Annotated in this window: 17 protein-coding genes; 12 read left to right on the forward strand and 5 right to left on the reverse strand. The window is 51.0% G+C overall.

All coding sequences use genetic code 11. From position 1 onward, the window contains the following. Positions 1-7: 7 nt before the first annotated feature. The 11 genes from cysN to rpoS all read left to right on the forward strand — a co-directional run bounded on the left by cysN (position 8) and on the right by rpoS (position 8,881). Positions 8-1,435 (forward strand): sulfate adenylyltransferase subunit CysN, encoded by a 1,428-nt coding sequence (gene cysN / locus OGY01_RS16225; RefSeq protein ID WP_045446802.1) that lies wholly within the window; start codon positions 8-10, stop codon positions 1,433-1,435. Then, a complete protein-coding gene (cysC, locus tag OGY01_RS16230) occupies positions 1,435-2,040 on the forward strand; it encodes an adenylyl-sulfate kinase (RefSeq protein WP_045446799.1) in 606 nt (201 codons plus the stop codon). The genes cysN and cysC overlap by 1 nt, the downstream gene beginning before the upstream one ends. A 49-nt stretch (positions 2,041-2,089) precedes the next feature. Beyond that, positions 2,090-2,413: a DUF3561 family protein gene (locus OGY01_RS16235; protein ID WP_045446796.1), complete on the forward strand. Its 324-nt coding sequence runs from the start codon at positions 2,090-2,092 to the stop codon at positions 2,411-2,413. Positions 2,414-2,631: 218 nt separating this feature from the next. Beyond that, positions 2,632-2,943 (forward strand): cell division protein FtsB, encoded by a 312-nt coding sequence (gene ftsB / locus OGY01_RS16240; RefSeq protein ID WP_003034163.1) that lies wholly within the window; start codon positions 2,632-2,634, stop codon positions 2,941-2,943. Positions 2,944-2,961: 18 nt separating this feature from the next. Next, positions 2,962-3,672 (forward strand): 2-C-methyl-D-erythritol 4-phosphate cytidylyltransferase, encoded by a 711-nt coding sequence (gene ispD / locus OGY01_RS16245; protein ID WP_286493364.1) that lies wholly within the window; start codon positions 2,962-2,964, stop codon positions 3,670-3,672. Next, on the forward strand, positions 3,672-4,151 hold the full coding sequence (gene ispF / locus OGY01_RS16250) for a 2-C-methyl-D-erythritol 2,4-cyclodiphosphate synthase (RefSeq protein WP_003034167.1): 480 nt from the start codon (positions 3,672-3,674) through the stop codon (positions 4,149-4,151). Before ispD ends, ispF begins: the two co-directional genes overlap by 1 nt. Then, positions 4,148-5,197: a tRNA pseudouridine(13) synthase TruD gene (gene truD, locus OGY01_RS16255; protein ID WP_045446790.1), complete on the forward strand. Its 1,050-nt coding sequence runs from the start codon at positions 4,148-4,150 to the stop codon at positions 5,195-5,197. The genes ispF and truD overlap by 4 nt, the downstream gene beginning before the upstream one ends. Beyond that, entirely contained in the window at positions 5,178-5,939 is a 762-nt protein-coding gene (gene surE, locus OGY01_RS16260; RefSeq protein ID WP_045446786.1) for a 5'/3'-nucleotidase SurE, read from the forward strand. Before truD ends, surE begins: the two co-directional genes overlap by 20 nt. Next, on the forward strand, positions 5,933-6,559 hold the full coding sequence (gene pcm / locus OGY01_RS16265) for a protein-L-isoaspartate O-methyltransferase (RefSeq protein ID WP_045446783.1): 627 nt from the start codon (positions 5,933-5,935) through the stop codon (positions 6,557-6,559). The genes surE and pcm overlap by 7 nt, the downstream gene beginning before the upstream one ends. A gap of 185 nt (positions 6,560-6,744) precedes the next feature. Next, entirely contained in the window at positions 6,745-7,827 is a 1,083-nt protein-coding gene (gene nlpD / locus OGY01_RS16270; RefSeq protein ID WP_223307009.1) for a murein hydrolase activator NlpD, read from the forward strand. 61 nt (positions 7,828-7,888) lie between these two features. Next, a complete protein-coding gene (gene rpoS, locus OGY01_RS16275; protein WP_000081498.1) occupies positions 7,889-8,881 on the forward strand; it encodes an RNA polymerase sigma factor RpoS in 993 nt (330 codons plus the stop codon). A 125-nt stretch (positions 8,882-9,006) separates the two neighbouring features. Here rpoS and mutS read toward each other — a convergent pair whose 3' ends face one another. The 3 genes from mutS to OGY01_RS16290 form a co-directional block, all read right to left on the reverse strand. Further along, positions 9,007-11,574 carry a DNA mismatch repair protein MutS gene (mutS, locus tag OGY01_RS16280; RefSeq protein ID WP_045446776.1) on the reverse strand — a complete coding sequence of 856 codons (2,568 nt, stop codon included), beginning with the start codon at positions 11,572-11,574 and terminating at the stop codon, positions 9,007-9,009. A gap of 273 nt (positions 11,575-11,847) precedes the next feature. Beyond that, positions 11,848-12,366: a hypothetical protein gene (locus tag OGY01_RS16285; RefSeq protein WP_045446774.1), complete on the reverse strand. Its 519-nt coding sequence runs from the start codon at positions 12,364-12,366 to the stop codon at positions 11,848-11,850. Beyond that, entirely contained in the window at positions 12,366-13,151 is a 786-nt protein-coding gene (locus tag OGY01_RS16290; RefSeq protein ID WP_048220668.1) for a winged helix-turn-helix domain-containing protein, read from the reverse strand. The genes OGY01_RS16285 and OGY01_RS16290 overlap by 1 nt, the downstream gene beginning before the upstream one ends. A 502-nt stretch (positions 13,152-13,653) precedes the next feature. On the opposite strand from OGY01_RS16290, the gene OGY01_RS16295 reads away from it, so the two are divergent. Continuing rightward, positions 13,654-14,259: a helix-turn-helix domain-containing protein gene (locus OGY01_RS16295; RefSeq protein WP_045449769.1), complete on the forward strand. Its 606-nt coding sequence runs from the start codon at positions 13,654-13,656 to the stop codon at positions 14,257-14,259. 42 nt (positions 14,260-14,301) lie between these two features. On the opposite strand, the gene OGY01_RS16300 is transcribed toward OGY01_RS16295, so the two are convergent. Both OGY01_RS16300 and OGY01_RS16305 read right to left on the reverse strand, forming a co-directional pair. Next, entirely contained in the window at positions 14,302-15,675 is a 1,374-nt protein-coding gene (locus OGY01_RS16300) for an HlyD family type I secretion periplasmic adaptor subunit (RefSeq protein ID WP_048220669.1), read from the reverse strand. Continuing rightward, positions 15,662-17,854, reverse strand: coding sequence for a type I secretion system permease/ATPase (locus OGY01_RS16305; protein WP_286493365.1), 2,193 nt, complete (start codon positions 17,852-17,854; stop codon positions 15,662-15,664). The genes OGY01_RS16300 and OGY01_RS16305 overlap by 14 nt, the downstream gene beginning before the upstream one ends. Positions 17,855-17,903: the final 49 nt, after the last annotated feature.

Genomic DNA, 17,903 nt, shown 5'->3' on the forward strand with positions numbered 1-17,903 from the left:
AGCCGCCATGAACACTACACTTGCACAACAAATTGCCAATGAAGGCGGCGTTGAAGCCTGGATGGTCGCCCAACAACACAAAAGTCTGTTGCGTTTTTTAACCTGCGGTAGCGTGGATGATGGGAAAAGTACGTTGATCGGGCGTCTGCTACATGACACGCGTCAGATTTACGAAGATCAGCTTTCGTCGCTGCATAATGACAGCAAACGTCATGGCACTCAGGGCGAGAAGCTCGATCTGGCGCTGCTGGTCGATGGCCTGCAAGCCGAGCGTGAGCAGGGGATCACTATCGATGTGGCCTACCGCTATTTTTCTACCGAGAAGCGCAAATTTATCATTGCCGATACCCCTGGTCACGAACAATACACTCGCAACATGGCGACCGGTGCGTCTACCTGTGATCTGGCGATCTTGCTGATTGATGCGCGCAAAGGCGTGCTGGATCAGACTCGCCGTCACAGCTTTATCTCCACGCTGCTTGGCATTAAGCATCTGGTCGTGGCAATCAACAAAATGGATCTGGTGGGCTTTCGCGAAGAGACATTTAACCGGATTCGCGAAGACTATCTGACTTTTGCTGAACAGCTACCGGGCAATCTGGATATCCGCTTCGTGCCGCTTTCCGCGCTTGAAGGCGATAACGTGGCTTCGCAAAGTGCCAGCATGCCATGGTACAGCGGCCCAACGTTGCTGGAAGTTCTGGAAACGGTTGAAATCCAGCGTGTGGTCGATACCCAGCCGATGCGCTTCCCGGTGCAGTATGTGAATCGACCGAATCTCGATTTTCGTGGCTACGCCGGAACGCTGGCCTCTGGTAGCGTAAAAGTTGGACAACGGATTAAAGTGCTGCCGTCTGGCGTTGAGTCGAGTGTGGCGCGGATAGTCACGTTCGATGGAGACTTACAGGAAGCTCATGCGGGTGAAGCGATCACTCTGGTGCTGAAAGATGAGATCGACATCAGTCGTGGCGATCTGCTGCTTGATGCCAGCGAAACATTGCCGGCAGTGCAAAGTGCGGCTGTGGATGTCGTGTGGATGGCGGAACAACCGCTGTCGCCTGGGCAGAGCTATGACATCAAAGTTGCGGGCAAAAAGACGCGTGCGCGTGTTGATAACGTGCAGTATCAGGTCGACATCAACAATCTGACTCAACGTGAAGTTGATGCGTTACCGCTCAACGGTATTGGTCTGGTTGATCTGACCTTTGATGAACCGCTGGTGCTGGATACCTATCAGCAGAACCCGGTTACGGGGGGCCTGATTATCATTGACCGTCTGACCAACGTCACCGTTGGGGCCGGGCTGGTACGTGAGCCTGTCGAACAGGAGCATGTCACTGCATCCCAGTTTAGCGCCTTTGAACTGGAACTTAATGCACTGGTACGCCGTCACTTCCCACACTGGGGTGCGCGCGATTTGCTGGGAGGCAACTAATGGCGCTGCATGACGAAAACGTCGTCTGGCATGCCCATCCTGTTACGCCGCAACAGCGGGAGCAACGCCACGGACATCGTGGTGTTGTGCTGTGGTTTACCGGACTCTCTGGTTCCGGTAAATCGACGGTGGCGGGGGCGCTGGAAGAGGCTTTGCATAAACAAGGCGTCAGCACGTATTTGTTGGATGGCGATAACGTACGTCACGGTCTGTGCAGCGATCTCGGTTTTAGCGATGCCGATCGTAAGGAAAACATTCGCCGGGTTGGGGAAGTGGCTAATCTGATGGTGGACGCCGGTCTGGTGGTGCTGACCGCATTTATTTCCCCGCACCGTGCTGAGCGACACATGGTGCGTGAACGTGTGGGTGATGGGCGTTTTATTGAAGTATTCGTCGATACGCCACTGGAAATATGTGAATTACGCGATCCAAAAGGACTGTATAAAAAAGCGCGTGCAGGGGAGTTACACAATTTCACCGGAATTGACTCGGTGTACGAAGCGCCTGAATCGCCTGAAATTCATCTGGATGGTGAACAATTGGTAACAAATTTGGTCTCTCAATTATTAGACCTGCTGAAGCAGCAAGATATTATCAGATCCTGAGACACCACCGGACTTGTATGCCCGGGCAGTCAAGGTCACAGGATTAGATATGCGTAATAGCCATAACATTACTTTTACAGAGTCAGATACCTTCAAAACCGACGACGAGACCACCTGGTCATTACCGGGGGCCGTGGTTGGTTTTGTGGCATGGATGATGGCTCTGGGGATCCCTTGTCTAATTTATGGTCCTAACACGCTGTTTTTCTTTATTTATACCTGGCCTTTTTTCCTGGCGCTGCTGCCCGTCGCGATTGTGGCGGGTATTGCCCTACACTCTTTAGTGAAGGGCAAACTGCTGCTGAGTATCACTTTTACGCTGCTGGCGGTTGGGCTGATGTTCGGAGCGCTGTTCATGTGGCTACTGGGTTAGGCTGGCTCCCTTCTTTTTAATGACGTCCGGGGCTATATGCCGGACTGGTCATAATTCAAACCGTAACCAACAATGAGATTATGTTCTCCTTACACGGGGTATACGTAACAACGGGCAAATGTGGTACATTTGCCCGCGTTGTCGCGGCGTTCCCACCTGCGGACGTAAAGTCGTCTGCGGATATTATGGGATGTTGATGCCGTTTTTCAGGGGGCAGGATGGGTAAACTAACGCTGCTGTTGCTGGCTTTATTAGTCTGGCTGCAGTATTCGCTGTGGTTCGGTAAGAACGGCATACATGACTATAGCCGCGTCAACGATGATGTGGCTGCGCAACAAGCTACAAACGCGAAACTTAAGGCGCGTAACGATCAGCTCTTTGCCGAAATTGACGATCTCAATGGCGGTCAGGAAGCGATTGAAGAGCGCGCACGCAACGAACTCAGTATGACTAAGCCGGGCGAAACGTTTTATCGTCTGGTGCCTGACGCGTCTAAACGCGCGCAGACTGCAGGACAAAACAATCGATAAACCATCCAGGGATCTAACATGGCAGCCACTTTATTGGACGTTTGCGCCGTGGTGCCGGCTGCCGGGTTTGGCCGCCGAATGCAAACAGAGTGTCCTAAGCAGTACCTTTCAATTGGTAATAAAACCATTCTTGAGCACTCGGTCCATGCGCTACTCGCGCATCCCCGGGTGACGCGAGTCGTCATTGCCATCAACCCTGGCGACAGCCGCTTTGCCCAACTTCCTCTGGCCCAACATCCTCAAATCACCGTTGTCGATGGCGGTAATGAACGCGCCGATTCGGTTCTTGCCGGTTTGCAAGCCGCCGGGGAAGCCCGATGGGTACTGGTGCATGATGCTGCCAGGCCGTGTCTGCATCAGGACGATTTATCCCGTTTGCTGGCGATAAGTGAAACCAGCCGTACTGGCGGTATCCTTGCCGCACCGGTGCGAGATACGATGAAACGTGCGGAGCCGGGTAAAACAGACATCGCCCATACGGTAGATCGCACTGATTTATGGCATGCGTTGACGCCGCAGTTTTTTCCTCGCGAGCTGTTACACGACTGCCTTATCCGGGCGCTAAATGAAGGCGCGACCATTACAGATGAGGCCTCGGCGCTGGAATATTGTGGTTTTCATCCGCAACTGGTCGAAGGGCGCGCTGACAATATTAAAGTCACCCGCCCGGAAGATCTGGCGCTTGCCGAATTTTATCTGACCCGAACAACCCATCTGGAGAATGCATAATGCGAATTGGACACGGTTTTGACGTACACGCCTTTGGAGGCGTCGGCCCAATTATCATTGGTGGTGTGCGCATCCCGTATGAAAAGGGGTTGCTGGCGCATTCTGATGGGGATGTTGCACTCCATGCACTGACCGATGCCCTTTTAGGGGCAGCGGCGTTAGGTGATATTGGTAAACTCTTTCCGGATACCGATCCGGCCTTTAAAGGGGCGGATAGCCGCGAATTATTGCGTGAAGCCTGGCGCCGTATTCAGGCCAAAGGATATACCCTTGGTAATGTGGATGTGACTATTATTGCTCAGGCGCCGAAGATGCTGCCGCACATTCCGCAAATGCGTGTATTTATTGCCGAAGATCTCGGCTGCCATATGGATGATGTTAACGTGAAAGCGACCACCACGGAAAAACTCGGATTTACCGGACGTGGGGAAGGGATTGCCTGTGAAGCTGTGGCCTTACTCATAAAGGCAACGAAATGACTGAATTTGACGCTCTGACGTATCTCCACGGTAAACCACAAGGCAGTGGCGTGCTGAAAGCAAATCCGGAAGACTTTGTGGTCGTCGAAGATTTAGGCTTCGAACCGGACGGTGAAGGGGAGCACGTTCTGGTTCGCATCCTGAAAAATGGTTGTAACACGCGTTTTGTGGCTGACGCGCTGGCTAAATTCCTGAAAATCCATGCCCGTGAAGTGAGCTTTGCCGGGCAGAAAGATAAGCATGCAGTCACGGAACAGTGGCTGTGCGCGCGCGTGCCGGGCAATACGATGCCTGATTTAAGCAAATTTGAGCTTGAAGGCTGTAAAGTGCTGGAGTACTCCCGCCACAAGCGTAAGCTGCGTTTAGGCGCTTTGAAAGGTAACGCATTTACGTTGGTTCTGCGCGAAGTCAGCGCACGTGATGACGTTGAAGCGCGTTTGCAGGCAATTAGCGAGCGCGGCGTGCCGAACTATTTTGGCGCGCAGCGTTTTGGCATTGGCGGCAGTAACCTGCAAGGGGCGCTACGCTGGGCACAAAGTGATGCTCCGGTGCGCGATCGCAATAAACGCAGTTTTTGGTTGTCGGCAGCCCGCAGCGCGTTGTTTAATCAGATAGTCAACGAACGGTTGAAAAAAACAGACTTTAATCAAGTTGTTGACGGCGATGCGCTACAATTGTCGGGACGAGGAAGTTGGTTTGTCGCGACAGCGGAAGAACAGGCTGAATTACAGCGTCGTGTCGATGAAAAGGAATTAATGATTACAGCAGCATTACCGGGCAGCGGTGAGTGGGGAACTCAGCGCGATGCGCTGGCGTTTGAAGAGGCTGCTATTGCTGATGAAACTACGCTGCAGTCTTTGTTATTACGTGAAAAAGTTGAAGCATCGCGTCGCGCTATGCTGCTGTATCCACAACAATTAAGCTGGAACTGGTGGGATGATGTAACCGTTGAGTTGCGCTTCTGGCTACCGGCAGGTAGCTTCGCCACCAGTGTTGTAAGGGAACTTATTAACACAATGGGTGATTATGCGTATATTGCTGAGTAACGATGATGGGGTTCATGCACCCGGTATACAAACGCTGGCGAAAGCGCTGCGTGAGTTTGCTGATGTACAGGTAGTTGCCCCGGATCGTAACCGCAGTGGCGCGTCTAACTCGCTGACGCTGGAATCCTCGCTTCGCACCTTTACCTTTGATAACGGCGATATCGCTGTGCAAATGGGTACACCTACTGACTGCGTATATCTGGGCGTAAATGCGTTAATGCGTCCGCGCCCGGATATTGTGGTTTCCGGGATTAACGCAGGCCCTAATCTGGGCGATGATGTTATCTATTCAGGGACTGTCGCTGCGGCAATGGAAGGGCGACACTTGGGATTCCCTGCGCTGGCCGTCTCCCTTGACGGTCATAAACATTACGATACTGCCGCGGCGGTAACTTGCCGTATTTTGCGGGCGCTGAGCCGTGAACCGCTGCGAACCGGGCGCATTCTGAATATTAATGTACCGGATTTGCCGCTGGATCAGATTAAAGGCATTCGCGTCACTCGCTGTGGTAGTCGTCATCCGGCGGATCAAGTGATTCCACAGCAGGATCCGCGTGGTAACACGCTGTACTGGATTGGACCTCCGGGAGAAAAATGCGATGCCGGGCCGGATACGGACTTTGCTGCCGTAGATGAAGGCTATGTCTCGGTCACTCCGCTGCATGTCGATTTAACCGCTTACGGTGCGCATGAGGTCGTTTCTGACTGGTTAGACAGCGTGGGAGTTAACACGCAATGGTAAGCAGACGCGTACACACTCTTCTTGAACAATTACGTGCGCAGGGCATCAGAGACGAGCATGTCCTTGATGCGCTCGCTGCCGTGCCGCGTGAAAAATTCATTGATGAGGCGTTTGAGCATAAGGCCTGGGAAAACATCGCCCTGCCGATTGGCCAGGGGCAGACGATTTCGCAGCCCTATATGGTTGCCCGCATGACCGAGCTTCTTGAGTTAACGCCACAATCGCGGGTGCTGGAAATTGGTACCGGTTCTGGTTACCAGACGGCAATTCTGGCGCATCTGGTGCAGCATGTTTGTTCCGTTGAGCGGATCAAAGGTTTGCAATGGCAGGCGCGACGTCGTCTGAAGCAGCTCGATTTACACAATGTTTCGACTCGTCATGGTGATGGATGGCAAGGCTGGCAAGCGCGAGCCCCATTTGACGCTATTATTGTGACGGCAGCTCCGCCGGAGATCCCAACAGCATTAATGACGCAGTTGGATGAAGGCGGCATTCTCGTCCTACCCGTGGGTGATGAGCACCAGTTTTTGAAAAGGGTGCGTCGTCGGGGGGGCGAATTTATTATCGACACCGTGGAGGCCGTACGTTTTGTTCCCTTAGTGAAAGGGGAATTAGCGTAGATACAGGTTCTGAATACCTGGAGTTTTCCTGGATATTCTGGAATTAGTAAGCGTATCGTGGTCACGTTTTCCAGTGTCCAGCCCGATGCTTTGCACGGTGATTACGTCACGGGTTTTAACCAAATTTTCCTGGGGGATAAATGAGCGCGGGAAGCCACAAATTTACCGTTCGCCGCATTGCGGCATTGTCACTGGTTTCGTTATGGCTGGCAGGTTGTTCTAACACCTCGAATCCACCAGCGCCGGTCAGTTCTGTTGGCGGTGGCGGCTCAACGAACACCAGCTCCGGCATGCTAATTACGCCTCCACCAAAAATGGGCACAACGGCGACAGCACAGCAAACGCCACAGATCCAACCGGTGCAGCGTCCGGTCACTCAGTCCGGACAGATCCAACCCGTTGCGGAACAACCGGTTCAGATGGAAAACGGTCGTATTGTGTACAATCGTAAGTATGGGAACATTCCGAAAGGTAGTTATACCGGCGGCAGTACTTATACGGTTAAGAAAGGTGACACGCTTTTCTATATTGCCTGGATTACCGGGAACGATTTCCGTGACCTCGCACAACGAAATAACGTTCCGGCCCCGTATGGCCTGAATGTGGGGCAGACTCTGCAAGTGGGCAACGCGTCGGGTGCACCGATTACCGGTGGTAATGCAATCACTCAGGCGGATGCAGCACAGCAAGGAGTTGTGACCAACCCTGCACAAAATTCCACCGTTGCTGTTGCTTCGAAACCAACAATTACGTATTCTGAGGATTCAGGTGAACAAAGTGCTAACAAAATGTTGCCGAACAACAAGCCTGCTGGGACAGTTGTCACAGCGCCAGTAACGGCTCCAGCAGTTAGCACAACCGAATCGACTGCAAGCTCAACATCTACCAGCGCGCCAATCTCTACCTGGCGCTGGCCGACTGACGGCAAAGTGATCGAAAACTTCGCGGCTACCGAAGGTGGCAATAAAGGGATCGACATTGCAGGCAGTAAGGGACAGGCTATTGTCGCGACCGCAGATGGGCGCGTCGTATATGCCGGTAACGCACTGCGTGGTTACGGTAATCTTATTATCATCAAACATAACGATGATTACCTGAGCGCCTACGCCCATAACGATACGATGCTGGTCCGGGAACAACAAGAAATCAAGGCGGGGCAGAAAATAGCTACCATGGGTAGTACCGGAACCAGTTCAACACGATTGCATTTTGAAATTCGTTACAAGGGGAAATCCGTAAACCCGCTGCGTTATTTACCGCAGCGATAATTCGGCGGAACCAGGCTTTCACTTGCTAGTTCCGTTAGGGATCACGGGTAGGAGCCACCTTATGAGTCAGAATACGCTGAAAGTTCATGATTTAAATGAAGATGCGGAATTTGATGAGAACGGAGTAGAGGCTTTTGATGAAAAAGCCTTGAGTGAAGAGGAACCCAGTGATAACGACCTGGCTGAAGAGGAGCTGTTATCGCAAGGGGCCACACAGCGTGTGTTGGACGCGACTCAGCTTTACCTTGGTGAGATTGGGTATTCACCACTGTTAACAGCCGAAGAAGAAGTTTATTTTGCGCGTCGCGCACTGCGTGGAGATGTTGCCTCTCGCCGTCGCATGATTGAAAGTAACCTGCGTCTGGTGGTTAAAATTGCCCGTCGTTATGGCAATCGTGGTCTGGCATTGCTGGATCTGATTGAAGAGGGCAATCTGGGGCTTATCCGTGCCGTCGAGAAGTTTGACCCGGAACGCGGGTTCCGCTTCTCAACATACGCAACCTGGTGGATCCGCCAGACGATAGAACGGGCGATTATGAACCAAACCCGTACTATCAGACTGCCGATCCACATTGTAAAAGAGCTGAACGTCTATCTGCGTACCGCGCGTGAGTTGTCGCATAAACTGGACCACGAACCGAGCGCAGAAGAGATTGCAGAACAACTGGATAAACCGGTTGATGACGTTAGCCGTATGCTCCGACTCAACGAGCGCATTACCTCGGTAGACACCCCGCTGGGTGGCGATTCCGAAAAAGCGTTGCTGGATATTCTGGCCGATGAAAAGGAAAACGGTCCGGAAGACACCACGCAAGACGATGATATGAAACAGAGCATCGTCAAATGGCTGTTCGAACTGAACGCCAAACAGCGTGAAGTGCTGGCACGTCGTTTCGGTTTGCTGGGATATGAAGCTGCGACACTGGAAGATGTGGGCCGTGAAATTGGTCTCACCCGTGAACGTGTTCGCCAGATTCAGGTTGAAGGTCTGCGTCGTCTGCGTGAAATCCTGCAGACTCAGGGGCTGAATATCGAAGCGCTGTTCCGCGAGTAAGCAAAGTTCTATCAAGAAAGGCCAGTCGAGAGACTGGCCTTTTTCTTTTACCTGCGCAGGTATGAAGTCTCAATTACCGGATGGAGGAGTAAATGCCTCATCCGGTTGATAAGGGCATCGTCCTGTTAAACCAGGCTTTTCAACCGATAGATCCACTCCAGCGCCTGGCGTGGCGTCAGGGAATCCGGGTCGAGATTTTCCAGAGCTTCGATGGCTGGAGAGGTTTCTTCAGGAGCGGAAAGCAGCGACATTTGCGTACCATCTACCTGAGTAGCGGCTGCATTTGGTGTAATACTTTCCAGCTCGCGAAGTTTTTGTCGCGCACGTTTGATAACGTCTTTCGGTACACCTGCCAGTGCAGCCACTGCCAGGCCGTAGCTCTTACTTGCTGCACCATCCTGTACGCTATGCATAAAGGCGATGGTATCACCGTGTTCTAACGCGTCCAGATGCACGTTGGCAACGCCTTCCATTTTCTCCGGTAATTGTGTCAGCTCGAAGTAGTGCGTTGCGAATAACGTTAATGCTTTGATTTTATTAGCGAGATTTTCTGCACATGCCCATGCCAGCGACAGGCCGTCGTAAGTTGACGTACCGCGTCCAATCTCGTCCATCAGAACCAGGCTGTTCTCGGTGGCGTTATGCAGGATGTTGGCAGTTTCAGTCATCTCGACCATAAAGGTTGAACGGCCGGAAGCCAGGTCATCTGCAGCACCCACGCGGGTAAAGATGCGGTCGATTGGGCCGATCTCCACCTTTTGTGCCGGAACATAGCTGCCGATATAGGCCAGCAACGCAATCAGCGCAGTCTGGCGCATATAGGTACTTTTACCCCCCATATTCGGGCCGGTGATGATCAACATCCGACGCTGAGGCGAAAGGCTTAACGGGTTGGCAATAAACGGCTCTGTCAGCACCTGTTCCACCACCGGATGACGACCTTCGGTAATACGAATTCCGGGTTTATCGGTGAAAGTCGGGCAGGTGTAGTTCAGCGTATATGCACGCTCGGCCAGGTTGACCAGAACATCCAGCTCTGCCAGCGCGCTGGCGCTCTGCTGCAAATCAGCCAGATGTGGTAACAGCATGTCGAACAGTTCATCGTACAACTGTTTTTCCAGCGCCAGTGCTTTGCCTTTTGAGGTCAGTACTTTGTCTTCATACTCTTTGAGCTCAGGAATAATGTAGCGTTCGGCGTTTTTCAGAGTCTGGCGGCGCACGTAGTTTATGGGGGCCAGATGGCTCTGCCCACGGCTAATCTGAATGTAGTAACCGTGTACGGCATTAAATCCAACCTTCAGCGTGTCCAGGCCGGTTCGTTCGCGCTCGCGGATCTCCAGTCTGTCCAGATAGTCAGTTGCCCCATCAGCCAGTGCGCGCCACTCGTCCAGCTCTTCGTTATAGCCTGGCGCGATGACACCGCCATCGCGGACCAGCACTGGCGGTGCATCAACCACGGCGCGTTCCAGCAGTTCACGCAGCTCGGTGAATTCGCCCATTTTCTCGCGCAGCATCTGTACCGGAGCGCTATCAACGCTCTCCAGTTGTGCGCGCAGTTCCGGTAATTGTTGAAAGGCGTGACGCATACGGGCGAGATCGCGTGGACGCGCGGTGCGCAGTGCCAGGCGGGCCAGAATACGTTCCAGGTCACCAACCTGACGCAGCACTGGCTGTAGCTCTGCTGTGGCATCCTGGAGCGCACCGATAGTCTGCTGGCGTTCAGTCAGGACGTTAGTGTCGCGTACCGGCATATGCAGCCAGCGTTTAAGCATACGGCTGCCCATGGGGGTGACGGTGCAGTCGAGCACTGAGGCCAGAGTGTTTTCTACGCCTCCCGCCAGATTCTGGGTAATCTCCAGATTACGGCGAGTAGCAGCATCCATAATGATGCTGTCCTGCTGGCGTTCCATGGTGATGGAGCGAATATGCGGCAGAGAAGTACGCTGCGTATCTTTTACATATTGCAGCAGGCAGCCTGCGGCACATAGCCCGCGCGGAGCGTTCTCGACGCCAAAGCCAATCAGATCCCGCGTGCCAAACTGCAAGTTAAGCTGCTGGCGGGCGGTGTCTATCTCAAATTCCCACAGTGGACGGCGACGCAGTCCGCGACGACCTTCGATCAGTGATGTTTCTGCAAAATCTTCGGCATACAGCAGTTCCGCCGGGTTGGTTCGTTGCAGTTCAGCTGCCATGGTCTCGCGGTCGGCGGGTTCACTGACGCGAAAACGGCCAGAACTAATGTCCAGCGTGGCGTAGCCGTAGCCTTTACTGTCCTGCCAGATGGCGGCCAGCAGGTTGTCCTGACGTTCCTGCAACAGCGCTTCATCGCTGATAGTGCCAGGCGTTACGATGCGTACAACTTTGCGTTCAACCGGCCCTTTACTGGTGGCCGGATCACCAATCTGTTCACAAATGGCGACTGACTCGCCCTGATTGACCAGCTTGGCGAGGTAATTTTCCACCGCGTGATGAGGAATACCCGCCATCGGGATCGGCTCGCCTGCAGACGCACCGCGTTTTGTTAGCGAGATATCAAGCAGTTGCGACGCACGTTTTGCATCGTCGTAGAACAGCTCGTAAAAGTCGCCCATGCGGTAAAACAGCAGTATCTCCGGGTGCTGAGCCTTCAGCTTGAGATACTGCTGCATCATGGGGGTGTGATTGGTGAAGTCCGTATCAAGTGACTCTTTCATATTGATTCAGCTCGTTTTTTTAATCTTTTTGGGTACCTGGGTCGTTTCATGTGAACCCCTGTAAACTCACATAAACCCATAAATTTTTATATCGAAAGCAGCCTGAAGGCAGTAACGGCGAGCTTAGACTCAGCCTGAATGGGGTATCTTATCACCGACCACCCCAGAGATTCATCCGTGGGATTTAGCGCAATGCGAGGATGAGTCAACCGGTCATCGTGAACCGGACGATAAAACCGATATTCGGGGAGCTGGCGTCAGAAAGCTGAGCCATTATTCATTTCCTGGCAACGCGTAATTCTGGCAGTAAAGATAAGGGATCCCTTCTTTAGTAATCAGATATGTTTCACTATTCATGGCGAATAGATCGACATTGGAGATGCTTGTGTTGGTCAGGAATAAATCGGGGAGTAGCTCCTGAATAATACTGGTGGGAGCTGTTTCACGATTTGAGATATGGATTTCCTGCGATACCCAGACCGGACTTGAACCATAACTGGAGTGTGTAAAGAGCACCATTCGTTGCACGGTTTGATCATTATTCGTTGCATCTTTGATAATGCCATCAATATTCACAATGCCTTTACTATCCCCGGTTTTGATATCAATGACCCCACGAAATGAGGCGGTATTGCGTACTATTTCAATAGTTGCCCGGCAGGCAAGATTATGCAGATGATTATGATTTTTACCGTGCTGATAAAACGCAGTGAGAATAATAACCACGACACAAAGTAGCAGGATAATACCTGTTTGTATTCGGAGTCGGGGAGTGCGAATATTTATATTCATTAACTATCGTACCGTGGGTAATAGATAGACTGACAAGTATTTTTCTGCTCTCTCTGCATTGGGGAGCGGCAAAGGATCACCGACAACTTTTTGGATTCAGGATAGGTTGTTATATAAATATATTTATTGCTCTGACATAACCCAGGGTTTCTGTCGATAAAAGAGGTATGCCGGGTGAAATTGCTGGCATCATGATTAAAATAATACTGACAATCAGTAGGGTTATTTTGTGCGGTGATATAGCCTGAAAAATAATCATCACTGGCAGTTCGTGGATACAGTATCAAACCACAGATGATAATAGTGAGTGCGATGAGCATCGTTTCTGTTTTGGTTATCAGCGGCTTATGCGGTGTCTCATCAGAGAATTCAGTCAGGTCAGCGTTTAGTACGCATGATTCCTCTGCTACTGAAGCGAGAATTTGCGGAGTTTCTATCTCCTCAATCCTAATCTCTTCATTAATAATCAGTCCCTTGCGTTTTATTGTTGTGATAAAGGACGGATCCAGTTCTAACTGAAGAAAACTTTTACGCAGCGAGAGAATGCTCTGGTAGAAGGCATTGAAGCTCGCCTGACGATGATTTTCACCCCAGCCAAATTCCAGCAGTTCGTTCTGTGAGACAACCTTTCCTTGATTTTCAATAAGTAATAAAAGACATAAAGATGCTGTTTGCTTGAGCTTTATCTGTTGCTCAGGTTGGTCCACTCTCGCCAGGTATTGTGTGGCTGGTGTAAAGATTATTTTTCTTTCAATCAGATAACTGACGGTACCAGTCTCGGACATGGTGTCTCTACTCTTGATGATTCATCCAATGGTTGGTCAGTATTGAAAACACTCGAGGCTAAAGGGCACCAATGCCTGCCAGTTTTGCAGCAAGAGCCATGAAGTGTTTCATTTTAGTATCATAATATAACAACAACGATAATTTTTTAATGAAAATAAAACATATTAAAATCAATGAATTGTATCTTTTTGGCTATTGCGTAAAGAGGAGAAAGAAGAAATAATGGCTACAAAGGTGATAAGCATTAATTCTCTATGGACAGCGCAATATACTGTTTGGCACCACCACGCGAGAATATGGCTTACGCCGTTAACGCGCCACTGCACCAGGGAAAGCATGGTGGTTAAACTATAATAGTTAAGTTGTTGCAGTATCTGTAGTGCGATGTATACGGATTAACACGATTAATGTAAATGGAAATAAATGTCAGCATATTTTCAGGCTGACATTTATTTTTATTTCTGTTTTTTTGTAAAACATAAAACTGCGTTAGAGAGCCCCATGTTCCAGAACGAAATAGAAAAGTCTGTAGTGCTTATCGGTGAAGAAATCAAAAAATCAGACAGTGCCTGGTTATCCTTACGGAAAAAACGCCAGCGTATTGATCTGAAAGTCGATGGAAATATCTTGTTTCTGGAGAAAGGGACGGTCTCTGTTTATCGTGTAGAAAATGATCTAGTGACAGTGAGTATTTCCGCACCAGCGATTCTGGGGCTACCGCAAATGCGAACGGAGGTAGCTGGACACTATTTACGCTGCGATACAGATTGCGAAATGTGGGCAATGAGCGTGCAGAATGCCGATCTGCTGTTCACCGCTAAAAATCTGTGGAAGCAGGCGTTTGATATTTTAACGCACCATCTGCAACGCTATTTCCAGCGCGAAACGTTGCAGTCTCACCGCACTATCCGCGAACTGATTATCGAACATGTAAAGTTCATTTGGGCGATGGCTCCGGATGTGCGCGAAAAAACATCTGTGTATACCTTCATTTTGACGCGAAACCATATTTCCCGAAGCGCGATCCATAAGGTGTTACAGGAGCTGGTGAGTGACGGAAAAATCATCCTGAATCGCGGGAAACTCTCTTCCTATACCCCTTCCTGAATATACGCGCCCCTGACTTAATGAAAGGGGCGCAGTAAGTGATTAACGCTCTCTGAGCGCTTCTGCGCGCGCCCGAAGAATCGGTTTCAGCAGATAGCTTAAAATCGTTTTCTTGCCGGTTAGAATATCGACAGTCGCGACCATGCCTGGAATGATCAACATTGGATGCTCTTTTGTCCCCAGGTAGTTTTTGTCCGTTTGCAGGCGAACAACGTAGAAGCTTCGGCCTTGTTTATCTGTAACAGTGTCAGGACTTATCTGGACCACTTCACCTTTCAGACCGCCATAGATGGTGTAGTCGTAGGCGGTAAATTTCACCATTGCATGCTGTCCTGGATGAAGGAAGGCGATATCACGAGGCTGTATTTTGGCTTCGATGAGGAGCTTGTCATCCAGTGGGACGATTTCAACCAGGTCGCTTCCCGGTTGAATAACTCCGCCGATTGTATTCACCATCACCTGCTGGACGATACCACGCACCGGTGACGTGACCATGGTTCGGTTAACTCTGTCTTCGAGGGCTTTTACGCTGGCCTGGGCTTTACTCAGATTGGTGCGGGCTTCGTTCAACTGTGCGAGCGCATCGCTTTGAAAACGACCGCGGTTTTCGCCGATTTTATTCTCAATCTCTTTAATCTCTGACGAGGCTTTGGGAAGCGTTAGGTTCGTCGAATTTAACTGCCCGGCGGTTTCCACTTCAGTGCGGCGCAGGCGCAGCAGCTCGACTTTAGAAATTGCGCCTGAAGCGAGCAGAGGCTCCGACATTTTGATCTCCTGGCGGATTAAGTCCAGGCTGTGCTTAAACTGATCTTGCTTCGATTCAACGTCTCGTAGCTCCTGTTTTTTCTGTACCAGTTGTTCTTCAAGCCCGGATATTTCGTTGCGAAACTGTTCCCGACGGCTGTTATACAGCTCGGTTTCCCCCCTGGCGACGTCAGGTGCTTGAGCCGCAATGTCTTGCGAGATAATAAAATCCCGGTTCTCCACTTCCGCTGTCAGCCGTTCTACCTTCGCCCGTAAACCGAGTTTATCGGCCTCTGTTTCACCAACGTTTGAGGCAAAGCGCGTGTCATCAAGATGCAGTAACGGGGTACCCGCATTGACGATTTGCCCTTCGTGGACATAAAGCCGGGTCACGATCCCGCCTTCCAGATTCTGTATTTTTTGTAGTTTGGATGAGGGGATGGCTTTGCCTTCACCGCGCGTCACTTCATCAATTTTTGCAAAACCAGCCCACACGAAAGACAGGACAACCAACGTGAGGATCACCCACAGCGTGAGCCGAATAACCCTGGGGGCGTCATCAATAATGGCCAAACTGACTTCATTGATACTGTCGGTTTGATTTTCATCGCGGCCGCGAAAGTAGCGCTGCATATAGTGGCGAGCACGAGTCAGGATCTCAGTGAGAAGCATTTATCTGCCCCTTTTTTAACGCATCCATCACCACCGCTTTTGGACCATCTGCGATGATACGTCCCTTATCAACAATAATCAGGCGCTCAACCAGCGACAGCATAGAGGCGCGATGGGTGACCAGTAATAATGTTTTACCCGCGATACAGGGTGCAAGAGCATGTTTAAGCCTCTCCTCGCTGGTGTTATCCATTGAGCTGGTGGGTTCATCAAGTAGTAGAATAGGGGGAGCAAGTAACAGCGCGCGTGCTAATGCGACCGCCTGGCGCTGCCCGCCGGACAATTGGGAGCCGCGTTCGCCGACCTGCAGGTTATAGCCATCAGGATGCAGGCGCGCAAAATCGTTGACCCCTGCCAGTTCCGCTGCACGCAGCATGGTTTCATCATCAACATATCGTGCTCCGCACAGCAGGTTGTCCCGCAGTGTTCCGTTGAATAACTGGATATCCTGTGGCACGTAGCCGATGCTGTGACGCAGATCGTTAACGTCTAACTGGCGGGCATCGATACCGTCTATCAGAATGTTTCCGGCGCAGGGCTGATAAAGATTGACGAGAAGTTTACTGATAGAGCTTTTACCTGAACCGCTACGCCCGATAATACCGATACGTTCACCTGGCTGAATGGTCAGGTTTATTTTGTGCAGTGTCAGGTTCTTTTGTTCCGGGTAACTGAAATCTACATCGCGAAATTCAATGCTGCCCTGTAACTGTTCCCGATTGAGCGGGCTTTCATCTGCACGACGTTCCTGTGCCAGCGACATCATCTTGTCAGTATTTTTGATGGTCAGCTTTGCCTGCTGATAACGTGCAATGAGGCCGGTAAGCTGACCCATCGGCATTAATGCGCGGCCGTTAAGCATATAGCAGGCGATCAACCCCCCCATACTCAGTTTACCGCCGATAATCATGTACACGCCGACGACGATCATCACGACGCCTGAAATTTGCTGGAACCAGCCAGTCAGGTTGCTCGCCAGGCTGGATAAAGTTTTTACCCGGAGTTCCAGGCGGCTCAGGCTACCCAACGTTTGTTCCCATTGAAACTGGCGTTCGCTCTGCGCATTATTCACTTTTATGGCGTCCAGACTGCTGAGTGTCTCAATGAGCAGCGCCTGGCGTTCGCTGGCCAGGCTCATGGTTTTTGCCACCGCAGCATTGACCGGGTTTTGCAGTGCCCAACTGCACAGCAGGGCAATGGGTAGCGTGAGTACGGGGATCCATGCCAGTGCGCCGCCGATGATGCCAATGACAATCAGTAATAGCAGGGTAAAAGGCAGGTCAATAATCGTCGTCAATGTGAGTGACGAGAGAAAGTCACGCAGAGACTGAAACTCATGGATGTTTTGCGCGAAGCTACCCACCCGGGGTGGGCGCTCTTTCATTTCCATGCCGACAATGCGTTCGAACAAGGTCGATGAAATAATGAGATCGCTCTTTTTGCCGGCAATATCAAGGCAGATGCCGCGCAGCATTTTCAAAATCAGATCAAATATAAAGGCCAGACAGATTCCCACTGCCAGTACCCACAACGTGACCGTAGCCTGATTCGGTACAACGCGGTCATAGACGTTCATGGTAAAAAGCGGCGTGCCGAGAGCGATCAGGTTGATCAGCAGGCTGGCCAGCACAGCATCCAGATACAGAAAGCGTGATAGCCTGAGCGTGTCTTTAAACCAGGATTTAGTACGAGGCAGAAAAGCTTCTGTCTGCAAATCGAATTCGTGGCGCGGGTGAGCAAAAATAGCCTTTCCGCCATAGTTGTGTTCAAGCGTTGTTAAATCGACACATATTTCCCCGCCTTCACTTTCACTGGGCATAAAACGGGCACTGCCATCGTCGTTCCATGCCAGCAACACACCTGTTCCGCCGGAACGCAGTATCAGGATGGCAGGCAAAGACATCGCTGGGATCTTATCGAGTGAGCGTGTTACCACTCGCGCTTTTAAACCAGCCCGTGCCGCAGCACGTGGAAAAATATTCAGCGTGAGTTGATTGTTTTCTAATGGCAGGCCGCTGCTTAATGTTGAACGGCTGGCCTGCTTACCGTGCAGAGAGCAGAGAATAAGCAAACTATCTAATAGCGGGTCATCATTATGGCTACGGGGATCGTGCTGTTGAGACGAGCTGCGATAAGTATTCTCGGGGACATCATTTAATAATTCGGCTTGTGCACTCATTTTAGCAACCATTTCTGAACGCACACTTAAAATAATAGCAAGCTAATGA

It is taken from the genome of Citrobacter sp. Cm038 (assembly GCF_030333105.1).
GTDB classification, from domain to species: domain Bacteria; phylum Pseudomonadota; class Gammaproteobacteria; order Enterobacterales; family Enterobacteriaceae; genus Citrobacter; species Citrobacter murliniae.

Coding starts and splice junctions, on each gene's coding strand:
- cysN (WP_045446802.1), top strand. CDS start 8: ATGAACACTACACTTGCACAACAAATTGCCAATGAAGGCGGCGTTGAA.
- cysC (WP_045446799.1), top strand. CDS start 1,435: ATGGCGCTGCATGACGAAAACGTCGTCTGGCATGCCCATCCTGTTACG.
- OGY01_RS16235 (WP_045446796.1), top strand. CDS start 2,090: ATGCGTAATAGCCATAACATTACTTTTACAGAGTCAGATACCTTCAAA.
- ftsB (WP_003034163.1), top strand. CDS start 2,632: ATGGGTAAACTAACGCTGCTGTTGCTGGCTTTATTAGTCTGGCTGCAG.
- ispD (WP_286493364.1), top strand. CDS start 2,962: ATGGCAGCCACTTTATTGGACGTTTGCGCCGTGGTGCCGGCTGCCGGG.
- ispF (WP_003034167.1), top strand. CDS start 3,672: ATGCGAATTGGACACGGTTTTGACGTACACGCCTTTGGAGGCGTCGGC.
- truD (WP_045446790.1), top strand. CDS start 4,148: ATGACTGAATTTGACGCTCTGACGTATCTCCACGGTAAACCACAAGGC.
- surE (WP_045446786.1), top strand. CDS start 5,178: ATGCGTATATTGCTGAGTAACGATGATGGGGTTCATGCACCCGGTATA.
- pcm (WP_045446783.1), top strand. CDS start 5,933: ATGGTAAGCAGACGCGTACACACTCTTCTTGAACAATTACGTGCGCAG.
- rpoS (WP_000081498.1), top strand. CDS start 7,889: ATGAGTCAGAATACGCTGAAAGTTCATGATTTAAATGAAGATGCGGAA.
- mutS (WP_045446776.1), bottom strand. CDS start 11,574: ATGAAAGAGTCACTTGATACGGACTTCACCAATCACACCCCCATGATG.
- OGY01_RS16285 (WP_045446774.1), bottom strand. CDS start 12,366: ATGAATATAAATATTCGCACTCCCCGACTCCGAATACAAACAGGTATT.
- OGY01_RS16290 (WP_048220668.1), bottom strand. CDS start 13,151: ATGTCCGAGACTGGTACCGTCAGTTATCTGATTGAAAGAAAAATAATC.
- OGY01_RS16295 (WP_045449769.1), top strand. CDS start 13,654: ATGTTCCAGAACGAAATAGAAAAGTCTGTAGTGCTTATCGGTGAAGAA.
- OGY01_RS16300 (WP_048220669.1), bottom strand. CDS start 15,675: ATGCTTCTCACTGAGATCCTGACTCGTGCTCGCCACTATATGCAGCGC.
- OGY01_RS16305 (WP_286493365.1), bottom strand. CDS start 17,854: ATGAGTGCACAAGCCGAATTATTAAATGATGTCCCCGAGAATACTTAT.